Source organism: Psychrobacter sp. H29 (assembly GCF_059073055.1).
On the sequence record NZ_JCACRY010000001.1, the window covers coordinates 979,341 to 994,172 of the forward strand.

Consider the following 14,832-nt stretch of genomic DNA (forward strand, 5'->3'; position numbering starts at 1 on the left):
AGTGTCAAATACAGTGTTTGTGCAGCGTCTATACAATATTGAGCAACTGTTGAGTGACTTTAACTGTCTGGCACTATAATAAATAAGGGCTGTGCATATTCTACGACCTCACCTTCCTCGATCAGAATCTCTTGAATCGTACCGTTAACTTCTGCTTTTACCTCATGCATCATTTTCATGGCTTCAATGATACATAGTGTCTGCCCTACTGCTACCTGATCACCTTCCTCAAAGAACGCCTCAGCGGTCGGCTCAGAGCGAAGATAAAAAGTACCGAGCATAGGCGCTATTACTTGAGAATGAGTGTCTGCTGCCGCTGTAACGCCAGCCTTATAATCACCCTCTACATCGGTATCAATTTGCGGCTTTAGATGTGCTGTTTTGGAGTGGCTATTATTGATGTGATTTGAACTCTCTTCACTGTGATTAGATTGACAAACGATAGAGATACGCGCATCACCATCACTCACTTCTAAGGATTGTATATCGGCACCTTCTGCCAGTTCGATGAGTCTTTCTAGATCTGCAAAATTGATATTCATATGATTAGGCATTCCATCAGAGTGAAGTAAAAATTGTTATTCTAAGTTTTAAAAGTACTATTTGAGTGACTCCCTCAACAACCTGAGCTTAATTTGTGGGACGTCAGATAAGAACAATAATGAAAAACAGTAATCCGGCTAAAACCATAACGCACCCTATCCTTTCAAACAACTATTGGGCCTAAAAAAGTAATTTTCTCAAAACGCTACTCAGTAAAATCACCATTTATTTAAATAACGACACACTGTAAAGAAAATTAGACAGCAACGATCACAGGGTCTGTTACAGTGTCTGCCGTTTGGTTGTGCTAGGACTATCCCGTTTATGACTTATATGTTTAATTCTCAAACCCATTCAATCGCCATAATAATCACGACAATCAGCACACCGTTCGGTAGTTGGATACCGAACCTTTATGATAAAAGGAATAAGTCTATCCATGATCCAATTTATTGAACGACATCCTCAACTGCTCAGCTTGGGCGTGGTACTTATTTTTATTATGGCATTATTATGGCTGATACAGCACTTATTGATTCGTTATGGTAAGCGCGTATTGGCGTTGATCTCTCGCGCTGATTTTTGGCTAAGAGAGCATCTGGCACGCCTGCCAATGATGGTACGACTACAGCGTAAATACCCAGCGCTATTTGGCTTTATCGCAGAGCGCTTTGCACGTGGTCACTTTTCTGGATTGATACTCACTGTATCAACGCTGTTGAATATCTATATTTTGGCGCTGTTCGCAGGGTTGGTCGAGGATGTGGTGAGTGCCGACTCCATTGTGACCACCGATCTGTTTGTATCGCATCATATGAGTGTACTGCGCAAATCTGGCATTATAGATTTTTTTATTTTGATTACCAGCTCAGGCTCTACTCCCGTCACCTGTTTGATCATCTTGCTGACTGCTATTTTATGTATGATGTTGCGTCAGCCTTATATCGTTATAGGTTTACTGATCTCGACTATTGGCAGTACTGCTTTTACTTTTATAAATAAGATGGTCTTTCAGCGCGCTCGCCCGATTGATATTTTGCTGCAAGAGCATACCTATTCGTTTCCAAGTGGTCATGCCACCATCAGCATTGCACTGTATGGGTTTCTTGCGTACATGATGATTCATTTTAGCCAAAGTTTTGTTCGACAAGTACGTATCTTGTCACTTGCTCTGTTGCTATTTTTGCTTATAGGACTGAGTCGAATCGTCCTCAATGAGCATTATCTTAGCGATGTGATGGGTGGGTTTTTGGTAGGGTCATTATGGTTAATCATCGCTATTAGCATAATGGAATGGCTGACCGCGCGGGGCAAAATTAATTGGCGCATCGCATGGACAGCGCCTCAGCGATATATGGTGTGGTTCAGTGTCGTGGCTGTACTGATTGCTATCTTTGTTTATGCCAATATTTATCAGTTTCCGCTGCTCACGTAGCACTATAGGCTAGGATGATGAAAGCTGCATATTCAATATTATCATCCAACCTCTCCATAGCAAGCGCTTGATCCAACACCTCAAAATATGTGGATCGGTCGCTCGGACAATATGAAAGCACATAAAATGTTCCGTGATTTACGACTGATTAAATACATTAAAACAAATTTAAGTACCATCAGTTGGTACCCTTCCAAAAATTGCAGAAACCTTACCTCGTTATCAACACTCTGTCTGAGTCACCTTTAGATGATGTGCCGAATACGTATTAGATAGCGTATTGTCAGTCATTTACCTTGTTGCCATAACAGCATACGTTATTCGTATCATAATCCATGGATAATACAATCGATTAATATCGCGACTAACAAGCTTCCCAAAATGTATTAAGGTTCTAGTGAAAAAACGAATTTATGATGTTGAGTAAGCATCGTCTCTAGAGTATTGCTAACTTGCCTGCCGTTAGCACAAGGCACTTACAATGGTATCAATGGCTGAGTGATTGATGGAAAAGTCACCTTTCTTTAACTTTCATAAAAGTACGTAACACTACAACTCGCTATTATCTACTTATGCAATAGAGCGACGTTCTATTTATATATTTTTAATCACTTAACAATTACTCATACTTATAATGAGCTTAAAAGGACCCTACTATGAAAAACATCAACTTAAAAAATATTGCTATCAGCTCACTAATTGCTTTGTCTACTTGCTTTGCTGCTATTGGTCCAGCGAATGCTGCTCCTCAACAAGACACAAATCATTTAACCCAAAAACAGAAAAATACAATAGAAGCTAAGCAAAAAGCAAAATATAATGCCGAACTCAAAGCCAAACAACAAGCAGTATTAAAGGCTAAACAAAAAGCAGCTCAGCAGAAAGCAGCACTAAAGGCTAAGCAAAAATCTCAGCATGACAGTAAAACAAAACACATAGATAGTAAGGTTGAACAGAGCAGAAAACATAGCTAAGTGACGTCTATAGCTATTAGATAGGAAAACCCACTACCGCATCCCCTTCCTGCCATGGCTGAAACTGTGTCATGGCTTTTATAAGTAATGGATGCACCAACCAGTGTTGTAGCCATAGCTGAAATTTCGAATAAGGCAAACTATAAAAGATATCATAATCTACATGAGCAAATGGGCGCACGAACGGCATGATACCGATATCAGTAACAGTCACGCTATTACCTAGTAGATACGTATTCTTAGCCAATAATACTTCTGACTTCCATAACAACGCTTTGCCCTGCTGTCGATATTTAGTCTGAGTCATTATTTATTTTAGATAGCTGGTAATGGGTTAAACCTGATTTTTCAATAAAAGAAAATGCTTCCGGTTCGATGACGCGCTTTACTATGAGGCAAGCAACAGCGTAAGATAACTGACAATAGAGTGTTGATAATCGCTGGAAGGAAAGTCCAAATTATGGATAGAATTGATGCGATGCGGGCATTTGTATCAGTAGTGACTGAGGGCAGTTTTAGTAATGCCGCCACAGCCATGCAGCTGTCGCCGCAGCTGGTGAGCAAATATGTGTCAAAGTTAGAAGAGCGACTGGGTATACGTTTGCTGAACCGCACTACCCGTCAGGTTAGCTTGACTGAAGCAGGGACTCATTACTTTGAGCATGCACAGCAAGTATTACTCAGTATCGATGATATGGAGTCCAAGTTAGGTGGGCTGCAGCAAAACCCAAAAGGCACGTTAAGAATAAGCGCGCCTGTGTCCTTTGCCCTCAAACACATGGCACAATTGGTCACGGACTTTCAGGCACTTTACCCTTTGGTTAATGTCGACTTGCAACTGAACGATCGCAAAGTGGATATCGTTGAGGAAGGGTTTGATGTGGCACTGCGTATCGGTCAGCTCAAAAGCTCATCGCTGATTGCCAAGCAAGTTGCGCCTATCCGCGTCATCTTGTGCGCAGCCCCTGACTATCTCAAAAAGTATGGCGTGCCTAGCAAACCTGAAGATCTAAAAAACCATCGTTATTTGCATTACAGTTATATGGAAAAATACGGCAAAGAAGATATTTATCAGTGTCTACATACCAGCAATCAGCCCAGCTCGGAGCTAACCAGCAACAATGGAGATTTGCTTGTCAATGCTGCAGTGGCTGGCGCTGGAATAGCATTGCAGCCCACGTTTATTGCGAGTGAAGCACTGAGTAAAGGGGATCTGATGATGGTGTTGCCTGATTACGAGCCTGAGACGTTGGGATTGTATGCGGTGTATGCTCATAGAAAGCTATTGCCACACAAAATCAGATGTTTTATTGATTTTATCGAAGGATATTACGGTTCACCGCCCTATTGGGATGAACCGATACAGCATTTATAGATAGCTATTAGCTCCCCTCACCAAACAAAACACCCCATGCATTGATAAATGTCTGGGGTGTTTTTTAATGCGCTTAGCAACATGATAAGTTTATCATCAGCTAGATTATAAATGTCATTAAAAACAGCGCACCTCTCAATTCATCACTCTTAAAACTCGTATTTGGCCATTATTTCAATTTGCTGACCTGCTGGCATCCACGGAAAGGTCGTGACGTCTTGATTTCTCCACTCAATACCCAAATCCAAATCTGGTAGGTACTCATAGATGAGATTGGCGCTTTTGACACTAGCAGAGGTGTCTGCCGCATCCTCGACATTGACCTCCCCATAACGCAAATTACCACGCAGCTTTTGAGTAAATTGATGCTTATAGCCGACGCTATAGCCCGTTTGTGAGATCAGCTTACCATTTTCGGCATCACAATCAGCACCGCCATTCATAATAAGAGGCCCACCAACACAGACGGCAGAATAGGCACCCATGCCTTTACCATTAAACACACTACCATGAAGCGAATGCTCTCCCAAAGCCAACTTGCCTGCTAAGGACACACCAACGCCCACATCCGAATCGTCTCCATTCTCAGCTTCGCGAGCGGTCACCGCCACATTATAATCAAAATCAGCTATCTTATCTTTGTAGCTGACCACCATATCAGGCAGGCTGGCATCGTCATAGACAGGATCTTGGGCGGTAAAACGCAGTCCCTTATAAGTATAATGCACCGTCAAATCTGGACGAATATATGAGCCGCCACCTGAGGCTGTACCGATACCTGTACCCCAAAAGTCAAGCTGCTCGGTGGAGAGTGGCGCGACTGCCAAGAACTGACCATTCCACGTTTTACCCACTGTCAGATCATCCACTTGAATATAAGCATGACGTAAGCGTAGGTTCGATCCCCCCTTGGCATAATCGCCATAAAAATCACCTTCGATAAACCCAGTTAGTTTTTTATCATCCACCGACTTAGTTGTCTTAATATTAATGCGTGACTGGCGTAAGTTTCCCTTAAACTCCGAATCTTCGTCATCAGGAGAGTTAAACAATCCTTCTGCTTTTATATAACCACCGATACTCAACGTGGTATCACCCGTCGTCACAATATCTATCGCTTGTGCAGAGGCACATGTTGCCGCTATAGCCAAACCTACAGATAGCCTCTTTGTAAAAAGCATCATTCATCCATTCCCTGTTTTATGTTGATATCCTTATCAATCCAAATTGCTGTGACGTTTTTCGCTCCGTTACCATTAGCCTCGTCACTATCAGCTCCGTCGCTATCATTAGTGTTTCTGCGCTGCATTATCTTTTTATATAAAGGTTGGCTTCTCTTCACAAAAACAATCACGATGTGATCGACGTATTGGGCGTTATGCTTCTTGGTCAATATTCTCTAATGCCGCTATCGCCTCTTTTTGCGACTCATCAATTGGCTTTTTTTGTCCGCTCACTTTATCGAGATAGACCAGTACTGACTCACCGATTGCAACGACTGTCTCAAGCGCCTTACTATAATAGGTATATTCGTGAATCAAACTTGAGTTACCGATTTTTTTGACCTTGACGCCAATCCATAATTCATCAGGATAAGCAACCGATTTGAGGTATCGACATGACGAGGCTGCCATCACCGAAGATGTCTGTTCGTTAAACAAACCCAATCGCCTGTTGTAATAAATACGAGCGTTTTGAGCATATTCGTAATAAACCACATTATTGACATGACCAAAGGAATCCATATCACCCCATTCCACTTGCTGAGGATAGATAACCGTAAAGTCATGCAAAGGGTGATTGTCATTGCTTGTGACAATCTTTTGTATTTCTGAGAACGTTGGTGCAGCTTCCATAATTTTTCTCTTTTTATTAGACAGATCCTGTTATATAGATGATGAATGTGACTCAGGGTGCTCGTGGCTCACACACACCTTCCCTGTCCCTAGCATTTAGTCAGACACTAGGGAGATATAGTTTTTTCTATTATTAGGGTCACTATGATGGTAATAAGGTTGTTCGGTTAGATTAAATGTTCTGAGTACATCGAGCGCATGCGTTTTTTATCAAGTTTTCCAACGCTAGTTTTTGGCATTTCTGACAAAAACTTTACTTCGCTTGGGACGCCATATTTTGGCAAATGACCTCTATCAACCGCTTGATGACCCAGTGCCAAAATATCTGTCGATGTTGTATCGATATAATCTGGCTTTAGCACGACCAATGCGAGAGGACGCTCGCCCCAACGCTCATCTGGAACACCAATCACTGCGATATCAGCGACGCTCGGATGAAAAGAGAGAATTGTTTCGACCTCAAGCGAGGACACCCACTCACCGCCTGACTTGATGACGTCCTTTAGCCTATCGGTAATGCTGAGCGTACCATCAGCGGTCATACAAGCAATATCCTGCGTATGCATCCAGCCACCTTTCCACAGCTCATTACCTGCATCGGGGTTTTTGAAATAGCTTTGGGTCAGCCACGGCGCGCGTATCACAAGCTCGCCCGTCGATTTGCCATCCATTGGTTGAGGTTGTCCGTTTTCGTCCCAGATCTCCATCGATACCAGCATAATTGGCGAACCTGATAGACAGCGATAATTGAGATTGTCTTCTAAGCTCATCGACTCGGTCTTGTCATCAAATACCGCTCGAGACAGCACAGGGCATGATTCTGACATCCCAAACCCTGACATAAACTCGATACCGCACTCGATAGCAGCTTTGGCCAAGCCTTCATTGAGCTTTGAGCCACCTAGCAGTAGTTTTAGATTCTCAAATTTGCGACCGCGTTCTGCCATTTCTTTGAGGAGCATTTGCAGTATTGCAGGGACGCCATGTGACAGCGTGACCTTATGGTCCTCAATCAAATCGACCAATTTTGGTGCCAGATACCGTCCTGGATATACTTGTTTTAACCCGATCATGGTAGCGCCATACGGCCAGCACCATGCATGGACATGGAATAAAGGCGTCATCGGCATATAGACATCGTTATAGCGAGCGCCTTGACCTTCAGCATTGAGCGCTGATGCCAGTGTGCTTGCCATCGTCTGTAGTACAATCTGACGATGGGTGAAGAAAACCCCTTTTGGATCACCTGTGGTGCCACTGGTGTAGAACGTAGTGGCGATGGTGTTTTCATCAAAATCTGGAAAATCAAATTCATCACTAGCGGCTGCCAACAGCGCCTCGTACTCACCATCGACATAGTCAGGCAGCGCTGCTTTCTCACCACTTGTTTTGTCATCCTCTGCATCATCAGCCCACATCACATGCTCAATAGAAGGCGCATCGTCACGATAGTCTTTGATCATTGGTGCAAATTCAGCATTTAACAGCAATGCTTTTGGGGCAGCATGGTTGACGGTGTACAGCACTTTTTCTTCAGACAGACGCACATTGACGGTCTGTAAAATCATACCCGACATCGGTACGGCAAAATACGCCTCAAGATAACGATGACTGTCCCAATCCATGACCGCGACCACATCACCTGCCTGCAAGCCCATGTTTTTTAGCACATTGGCCAAGCGATTGATACGCTTAAAAAACTCAGCATAAGTATAAGTGACTTTGTCCGCATAGCTGATGGTTTGGTTGGTAGAAGCGATTTTGGCACGGTTGAGCAGCTGTTTAATAATTAACGGGAAACCATACGCGTCTTCGGCTTGATGGTAGTTATCGTGTTGGTTGAGTATGGTTGTCATAATGTCTTCCTTGATATTGAATAGTCCTTGATATAGTCAATCCTCTATAAAAGAGTTACCGTGCTGCCCTCACTTGAAGTATCACATAGTCATCTGCGCTCGGTGGCCTTGTCTCTCTTTTAAGCTAAACCAACTATAATCAATAATTCGGTGTGCGCGCTTTTGATATCAGACGCGCTCTATCACCATGGCAAGTCCTTGCCCGATGCCAATGCACAAGCTAACCACTGCGTATTTACCGCCCGTACGCTGTAGCTCTCGAGCGGCACTCAAAGCGATCCGTGCACCAGATGCGCCCAGCGGATGACCGACCGCGATAGCGCCGCCATTGGGGTTAACGCGTTTATCATCAAAATCAATATCCAACCCTTTTAGACAACCCAGTACCTGTGAAGCAAAAGCCTCATTGATCTCAATGACAGACATATCATCAAGGGTTAAATCCGCACGTTTTAGCGCCAGCTTAATCGCTTCAACAGGACCCACACCCATAATATTAGGTTCAACACCCATCGCCCCTGATGATAAGATCTTGGCAATCGGTTTGAAGCCTAGCTTTTCTTCTGCTTGTTTTGAGCCGATGATGAGCGCAGCAGCACCATCATTGATACCAGACGCATTACCTGCCGTAACAACACCATTTTCATTTAAGGGTTTAAGCTTTTTTAGCGCTGCAATATCAGAGCTGGCACGAGGATGCTCATCATCTGTAACGACTTTTTCGGGCAATTTTTTACCTTGGCGGGCGGTGATAGGCGTTATCTCATCGTCAAAGAACCCTGCTTGTTTGGCAGCTTGGTATTTGGCTTGTGATGCGGCTGCAAATTTATCGGCTTCCTCGCGCGTAATGCCATACTTTTGCGCGACGTTGTCACCCGTCTGCGGCATGGTATCGCTACCGAAATTCTCAATAATCTTTGGGTTGGGAAACCGGCTACCGATAGTCGTATCAAATACCTTAAAGTCACGGCTAAAGGGCTTTTCTGTCTTTGCAAAGACGAAGGGCGCACGCGTCATGGATTCGACGCCACCTGCTAATATAATGTCCCCTTCATGACACGTGATACTGCGTGCAGCATCGACCACAGTAGACAGACCTGACGCACATAGACGATTGACGGTCTGACCTGGCGTTGTGACATCTAATCCTGCTAATAGAGCCGCGTTACGTGCGATATTGCGAGAGTCCTCGCCAGCTTGGTTGGCACTGCCTAGCAACACTTCATCAAAAACATCACTAGACAACTGATGCTTTTCGACCAACGCTTTCATGACTGCAGCAACGAGATCATCAGGGCGCACGGTTGCTAATGCGCCAACATAGCGACCAAATGGGCTTCTTAATCCGTCATAAATATAAGCATCTAACATAACGTTTCCTTGTCGTATTTTTTAACTCTAAATAATGGTTTGGCGACAATACTTTGTCGTTCGTATTAATAGGTGGTTTGCTGAGTAAACAATGATACAGCTAGTTTGGCACGGCGTTGCAACCAAGGGCTTGGGCGGTAACGCGGATCACCTGTAAGCGCATAGATACGCTCTAAAATAAGCAATATACGCGAGGCACCAAGGTGATCGCCCCAAGAGATAGGACCATACGGATAACCTAGCCCAAGCTTGACAGCATTATCGATATCCTCTGGCGTGGCAATTCCTTGCATCGCGATATCACAGCCAAGATTGATCACCATCGCAACCACACGCTGCGCCACAAAACCTGTACTCTCAGCAATCAGCGTGGCACTACCCACATCCTGCGCTGCGACGTTATTATCTAAGCCTTTACTGAATAACGCATAAGCTTGTGCCACAAACTGCTCTTGTGTCACAAGGCTTGGCATCAACGTACGATGCTTAGTAAGCTCGGTGAGCATATCGACGGCAACCGCTTGCTTGGGATCGACCTGATAGCGAATCGCCGCGTTGGTCGTATCCTCTCCGTAGATGGCGAGCAGCACCAAACTATCAGGACTCGGCTTGTCGTTGTTATCAATCAGGACACCACGATTATTTAGATAGTCGACCAGCTGTGTTTTATCTTCTACCAAATCAGCCCCAATCCAAACTGAGGTGATGGTGGCATCAGATGCTAGTACTTTGGACGATTGATTTTGAGCGCTATCCACTGAAACCTTTTGACCGTTTTCGTAGTGGTAGAACCCCTCGCCAACTTTACGGCCGAGCTTTTTGCCTGTCAGCATCTGACGGGTTAGTGAATGCGGACGGTAGCGCGCTTCTTGGTAGTACTGCTCATAGATCGACTCCATCACAGGGTGCGACACGTCAACGCCAGTCAGATCCATCAGCTCAAACGGACCCATACGAAACCCAGCGCCATCACGCAAGATACGGTCGATTTGCTCAAAATTTGCGACACCCTCGCCCAGTATTTTTAAGGATTCGGTACCATACGCTCGGCCTGCATGATTGACGATAAATCCTGGTGTGTCTTTTGCGACCACACCCAGATGCCCCATGCGTTTGGCCAAATCGGTCAAAACCTCAACAACTGAATGCTGCGTGGATATTCCTGGAATAATCTCCACGATTTTCATCAGTGGCACTGGGTTAAAGAAATGAAAACCGACCACGCGCTCTGGATGGTCACAGTCAGCGGCAATTGCTGTGACAGATAGCGATGAGGTATTGGTCGCCAAAATAGCATCGGTATTAACAACCTCTTCTAACTGGGCAAACAGCTGTTTTTTGATGTCTAAGTTTTCGATAATGGCTTCTACCACTATTTCAGCGCTAGCAATCTGACTCAATTCTTGGACGACGGTTAAGTTGCTTAACATCGACTGTAGCTCATCATCGCTGAATTTTCCTTTGGCGGTGAGCTTTTCGAGCACGGCTTGTAGTGACGCTCGCCCTTGCTCAGCCGCGCCTGCCTTGGCGTCATATAAATGGACTTGGATACCCGCTTGAGCGGCAATTTGGGCAATCCCCATGCCCATGATGCCAGTGCCAACAATGGCAAGTGTATTCACGGTCATAATAACTCTCTATATAATTTACGATAGGATTTGGTCGGCGTGGACCTCAAAAGAAATAAGGAGCGTGATGGCGTTTAATAGCCTTTATACTCTGCAGGACGCTTCTCCAAAAAGGCTTTGGCACCTTCTTTTTGATCATGAGTGTCAAATAGGATTTGAAATGCCTTACGCTCTAACGCCAGCGCACTATCTAAAGGCATGTCGGGACCGAGCATCGATACTTCTTTAATCTGAGTCAATGCAATAGGCGAATAACCTGCCAGCTGCTTAGCAATCTCAATCGCACGGGTGAGCGTATTGTCGTCTGCGACCACTTCAGATACCAATCCCATTTGGTCAGCTTCATCAGCGCCAATCATGTCCCCTGTCAGTATCATCTTCATGGCTTTGTGTTTGCCAATAGCACGAAACAATCGCTGAGTGCCGCCTGCACCTGGCATAAGTCCTATTTTAATCTCGGGCTGTCCAAACTTGGCAGACTGTCCTGCCACAATAATGTCAGCATGCATGGCAAGCTCACAGCCACCGCCAAGCGCATAGCCGTTCACCGCGGCGATAATCGGCTTTTGGCAATCAGTAATCGCACGCCAATATCGCTCACTACGACGTAAGTACACATCGACTGTCTTAGCCGTTAAAAAATCATTGATGTCAGCACCTGCGGCAAACACCTTATCACCACCTGTTAGCACAATCGCTTTGGTTTCTGGATCCTCATTTAATTGAATGAACAGCTCTGCCATTTGCTGGCGTAGCTCGCTGTTTAGCGCATTGCGTACTTTGGGGCGATTTAGTGTGATGACACTCACTCCCTCTCCTTGTTTTTCACAAATAATGAGTGACTCTTCCATGACTACCTCTTTTCTACATTTGTTTGTTTTATAAACAATAATAAAGGCTACTTATTCTAAACACTTAATACCGCACAGCGATATTTAATACCAAAATATAGCGTTTATTTTAATTTGTAAAGTGAAAACTACTTAAATTTAGAAATAAGTATTTGGTATTGGATACAAATTATTAAATTTAAAACCGCATTGCGGTTTTTTAAACCAAAACTATTGTAATTTAATAAATCATCAATTATGCTGTTTACCCAAGACAATTAGATTGTTGTTCAGTATTAATCATATTGTTTATTAAAATCTAAGATTTTAAACACTCAGGACGCTTATAAAACCACTACTAAGAGTAGCGGTTAACCAAACAAGGAAGATTCACATGATTAGAGATAAAGAAACCCTCGACCACATTACCCAAACCATTCGTAACTTCGTAAACGATCAGCTCGTTCCATTAGAGCACTGGGTGGCAGAGAACGATCGTCTCCCAGAAGAGATTATTGAGCAGATGCGCGAGTTGGGGCTTTTTGGACTGACTATTCCTGAAGAGTACGGCGGACTGGGCGTCACGATGGAAGAAGAGGTCACGTTGGCGTTTGAGCTGGGTCGCACCTCCCCTGCGTTTCGTTCATTAATAGGGACCAATAACGGTATCGGCTCATCTGGGCTGGTAATCGACGGTACTGAAGCGCAAAAGCAGAAATACTTACCCAGGTTGGCCAGCGGTGAAATTATCGGTTCGTTCTGCTTGACCGAACCTGAGTCAGGCTCAGATGCGGCGTCACTGAAGACGACTGCTATAAAAGATGGCGATACCTATATCATCAACGGTACCAAGCGCTATATCACCAACGCCCCGCAGGCTGGCATATTTACCGTCATGGCACGCACAGATCCACAAAACAAACGTTCTGGCGGGATTTCAGCATTTATCGTTGAGAGTGACACACCTGGTATTACCTTGGGTAAAATCGATAAAAAAATGGGGCAAAAAGGCGCGCATACCTGCGATGTGATCTTTGATAATTGTGTTGTGCCAGCAGACGCGCTAATTGGCGGTATTGAAGGTGTTGGGTTTAAGACCGCCATGAAAGTGCTCGATAAAGGGCGCCTACATATTGCCGCTGCCAGTACTGGCGCTGCCACTCGTATGTTAGACGATGCCCTACACTATGCCGTCGATCGCAAACAGTTTGGTCAACCGATTGCCAGTTTTCAGCTGATCCAAGGCATGCTTGCTGACTCAAAAGCAGAGATATATGCGGCGCGTTCTATGGTATTAGATGCCTCACGTCTGCGCGATGAGGGTAAAGACGTCGTCACCGAATCGTCGTGTGCCAAGATGTTTGCCACCGAGATGTGTGGCCGCGTGGCTGATAGAGCCGTACAAATCCATGGCGGCGCAGGCTATATCGCTGACTACGGAATCGAGCGTTTTTATCGTGATGTGCGTCTCTATCGTTTGTATGAAGGTACCACTCAGATACAGCAAGTTATCATCGCTCGCAACATGATCAAAGAAGCCAGCGAGTAGTCTTGATTGAGCATTAGGATGTATCGCGGTATTGGCTAGGATGCCGGTACCGTCTTTTTTTGTACTTCATTACTCTTTTGTTCTCACAACGATAAGGATATACATTGTGAAAAGTGCTGTTATGACGTCAGACCCAAGCGCAAGCGCTGTCCAAAAACAACCTTGGAAACTGGCCTTTGTATTTTGTTTTTTGGTTCTGTTATGTGATGGGGCTGATATTGGTATTCTCTCCTTTACTTTATCCAGCCTAAAACTGGAGTTTGCATTGACCAATGTACAGGCAGGGGCGCTTGGCAGTTGGTCTCTATTTGGTATGGCTATCGGTGGATTTTTTGGTGGCTGGGCTTGCGACCGGTTTGGTCGAGTACGGGTGATTGTTCTGGCTACTGGGATGTTCTCTATACTGTCTGGGTTTAGTGGCATGGTGCAGAGCTACGAGCAGTTTATAGCCTTACGAACCTTTGCTTGCTTGGGTCTGGGCAGTCTTTATATCGCTACCAATACACTGATGTCAGAGATGGTACCTACCAAGCATCGTACTACCGTCCTTGCCGCCTTGATGACTGGCTTTACTTTAGGCTCATTGGTTATCACCAGTGTATCCGCTTGGATCATCCCCAGTTATGGTTGGCGCACATTATATCTTTTGACTTTTTTACCTATTATTCTCGCCGTTGCGATGTACTTTCTGGTTCCTGAACCTCAATCTTGGAAGGACGCTCGAGCGTTGAAGTTGAGCGGCGCACAAGATCCACTTAAAAAAGCCGAGAACCCCTACAAGGCGATATTAGACAACCCAAAACACCGTATCATGTTTATTCTATGGTCGATGAGCTCAGGGCTGTTGCTGTTCGGTTATTTTGGCGTAAGCAATTGGCTGCCCTCTTACCTAGAGACCGAGCTTGGGATTAAGTTTAAAGAAATGGCGCTATATATGGCGGGTACATACTTGACCATGATGTTTGCCAAAGTAGTCGCAGGATATATGGCAGATAAGATCGGTCGCAAAATCGTCTTTGCCTTTGGCACTATGGGTACCGCATTGTTTATCCCGATATTGGTCTATATGCATACCCCAGAAAACATTGGTTGGCTCATGATCACCTTTGGTTTCTTATATGGTATTCCTTATGCGATCAACGCCACTTATTTGACCGAAAGCTTCCCTACTGCTATTCGCGGTACGGCCATTGGTGGTGCGTTCAATATCGGTCGCTTGGGTTCTGTGATTGCCCCTGTTGCGATTGGTTATATGGCAATGCACAACTCTATCGGTGCAGGTCTGCTATTAATGGCAGGTGCTTACTTCTTATGTGGTCTTATCCCAACGCTATTCATCAAAGAAAAGCAGTACGACCCGCAACAAGCGTAGGCGCACGTTGAGTATAGTTGAGTGTAGGAGTACCTTTAGTAAC

At 44.7% G+C, this 14,832-nt stretch carries 13 protein-coding genes; 5 read left to right on the forward strand and 8 right to left on the reverse strand.

What is annotated here, in order from left to right:
* Positions 1-59 precede the first annotated feature (59 nt).
* Positions 60-542 carry an acetyl-CoA carboxylase biotin carboxyl carrier protein gene (gene accB, locus AC5JP1_RS03905; protein WP_493843208.1) on the reverse strand — a complete coding sequence of 161 codons (483 nt, stop codon included), beginning with the start codon at positions 540-542 and terminating at the stop codon, positions 60-62.
* 440 nt (positions 543-982) lie between these two features.
* On the opposite strand from accB, the gene AC5JP1_RS03910 reads away from it, so the two are divergent.
* Together AC5JP1_RS03910 and AC5JP1_RS03915 are read left to right on the forward strand one after the other, a co-directional pair.
* The gene (locus tag AC5JP1_RS03910) at positions 983-1,978 is read left to right on the forward strand and encodes a phosphatase PAP2 family protein (RefSeq protein WP_493843209.1); all 996 of its coding nucleotides are present in this window, start codon (positions 983-985) and stop codon (positions 1,976-1,978) included.
* Positions 1,979-2,634: 656 nt separating this feature from the next.
* Positions 2,635-2,952: a hypothetical protein gene (locus AC5JP1_RS03915; protein ID WP_493843210.1), complete on the forward strand. Its 318-nt coding sequence runs from the start codon at positions 2,635-2,637 to the stop codon at positions 2,950-2,952.
* Between the two features lie 16 nt (positions 2,953-2,968).
* Here AC5JP1_RS03915 and AC5JP1_RS03920 read toward each other — a convergent pair whose 3' ends face one another.
* Complete coding sequence (locus AC5JP1_RS03920) at positions 2,969-3,259, reverse strand: glutathione S-transferase family protein (protein ID WP_493843211.1); 291 nt, start codon at positions 3,257-3,259, stop codon at positions 2,969-2,971.
* Between the two features lie 153 nt (positions 3,260-3,412).
* Between AC5JP1_RS03920 and AC5JP1_RS03925 the strand changes: the two genes are divergently transcribed.
* On the forward strand, positions 3,413-4,327 hold the full coding sequence (locus AC5JP1_RS03925; RefSeq protein ID WP_493843212.1) for a LysR family transcriptional regulator: 915 nt from the start codon (positions 3,413-3,415) through the stop codon (positions 4,325-4,327).
* A gap of 149 nt (positions 4,328-4,476) precedes the next feature.
* Here the strand turns inward: AC5JP1_RS03925 and AC5JP1_RS03930 are convergent, their stop codons facing one another.
* The 6 genes from AC5JP1_RS03930 to AC5JP1_RS03955 form a co-directional block, all read right to left on the reverse strand.
* A complete protein-coding gene (locus tag AC5JP1_RS03930) occupies positions 4,477-5,511 on the reverse strand; it encodes a hypothetical protein (protein ID WP_493843213.1) in 1,035 nt (344 codons plus the stop codon).
* 192 nt (positions 5,512-5,703) lie between these two features.
* Positions 5,704-6,183, reverse strand: a complete 480-nt coding sequence (locus tag AC5JP1_RS03935) for an acyl-CoA thioesterase (RefSeq protein WP_493843214.1) — start codon at positions 6,181-6,183, stop codon at positions 5,704-5,706.
* Positions 6,184-6,350: 167 nt separating this feature from the next.
* On the reverse strand, positions 6,351-8,039 hold the full coding sequence (locus tag AC5JP1_RS03940) for a fatty acid--CoA ligase (RefSeq protein WP_493843215.1): 1,689 nt from the start codon (positions 8,037-8,039) through the stop codon (positions 6,351-6,353).
* A gap of 168 nt (positions 8,040-8,207) precedes the next feature.
* A complete protein-coding gene (locus AC5JP1_RS03945) occupies positions 8,208-9,410 on the reverse strand; it encodes a 3-oxoadipyl-CoA thiolase (protein WP_493843216.1) in 1,203 nt (400 codons plus the stop codon).
* Positions 9,411-9,475: 65 nt separating this feature from the next.
* Positions 9,476-11,038 (reverse strand): 3-hydroxyacyl-CoA dehydrogenase, encoded by a 1,563-nt coding sequence (locus tag AC5JP1_RS03950; protein WP_493843217.1) that lies wholly within the window; start codon positions 11,036-11,038, stop codon positions 9,476-9,478.
* A gap of 74 nt (positions 11,039-11,112) precedes the next feature.
* Complete coding sequence (locus tag AC5JP1_RS03955; RefSeq protein WP_493843218.1) at positions 11,113-11,889, reverse strand: enoyl-CoA hydratase; 777 nt, start codon at positions 11,887-11,889, stop codon at positions 11,113-11,115.
* Positions 11,890-12,262: 373 nt separating this feature from the next.
* On the opposite strand from AC5JP1_RS03955, the gene AC5JP1_RS03960 reads away from it, so the two are divergent.
* A complete protein-coding gene (locus AC5JP1_RS03960; RefSeq protein ID WP_493843219.1) occupies positions 12,263-13,417 on the forward strand; it encodes an acyl-CoA dehydrogenase family protein in 1,155 nt (384 codons plus the stop codon).
* 121 nt (positions 13,418-13,538) lie between these two features.
* Positions 13,539-14,789, forward strand: a complete 1,251-nt coding sequence (locus tag AC5JP1_RS03965; RefSeq protein ID WP_493844427.1) for an MFS transporter — start codon at positions 13,539-13,541, stop codon at positions 14,787-14,789.
* The last annotated feature ends 43 nt before the right edge of the window (positions 14,790-14,832 follow it).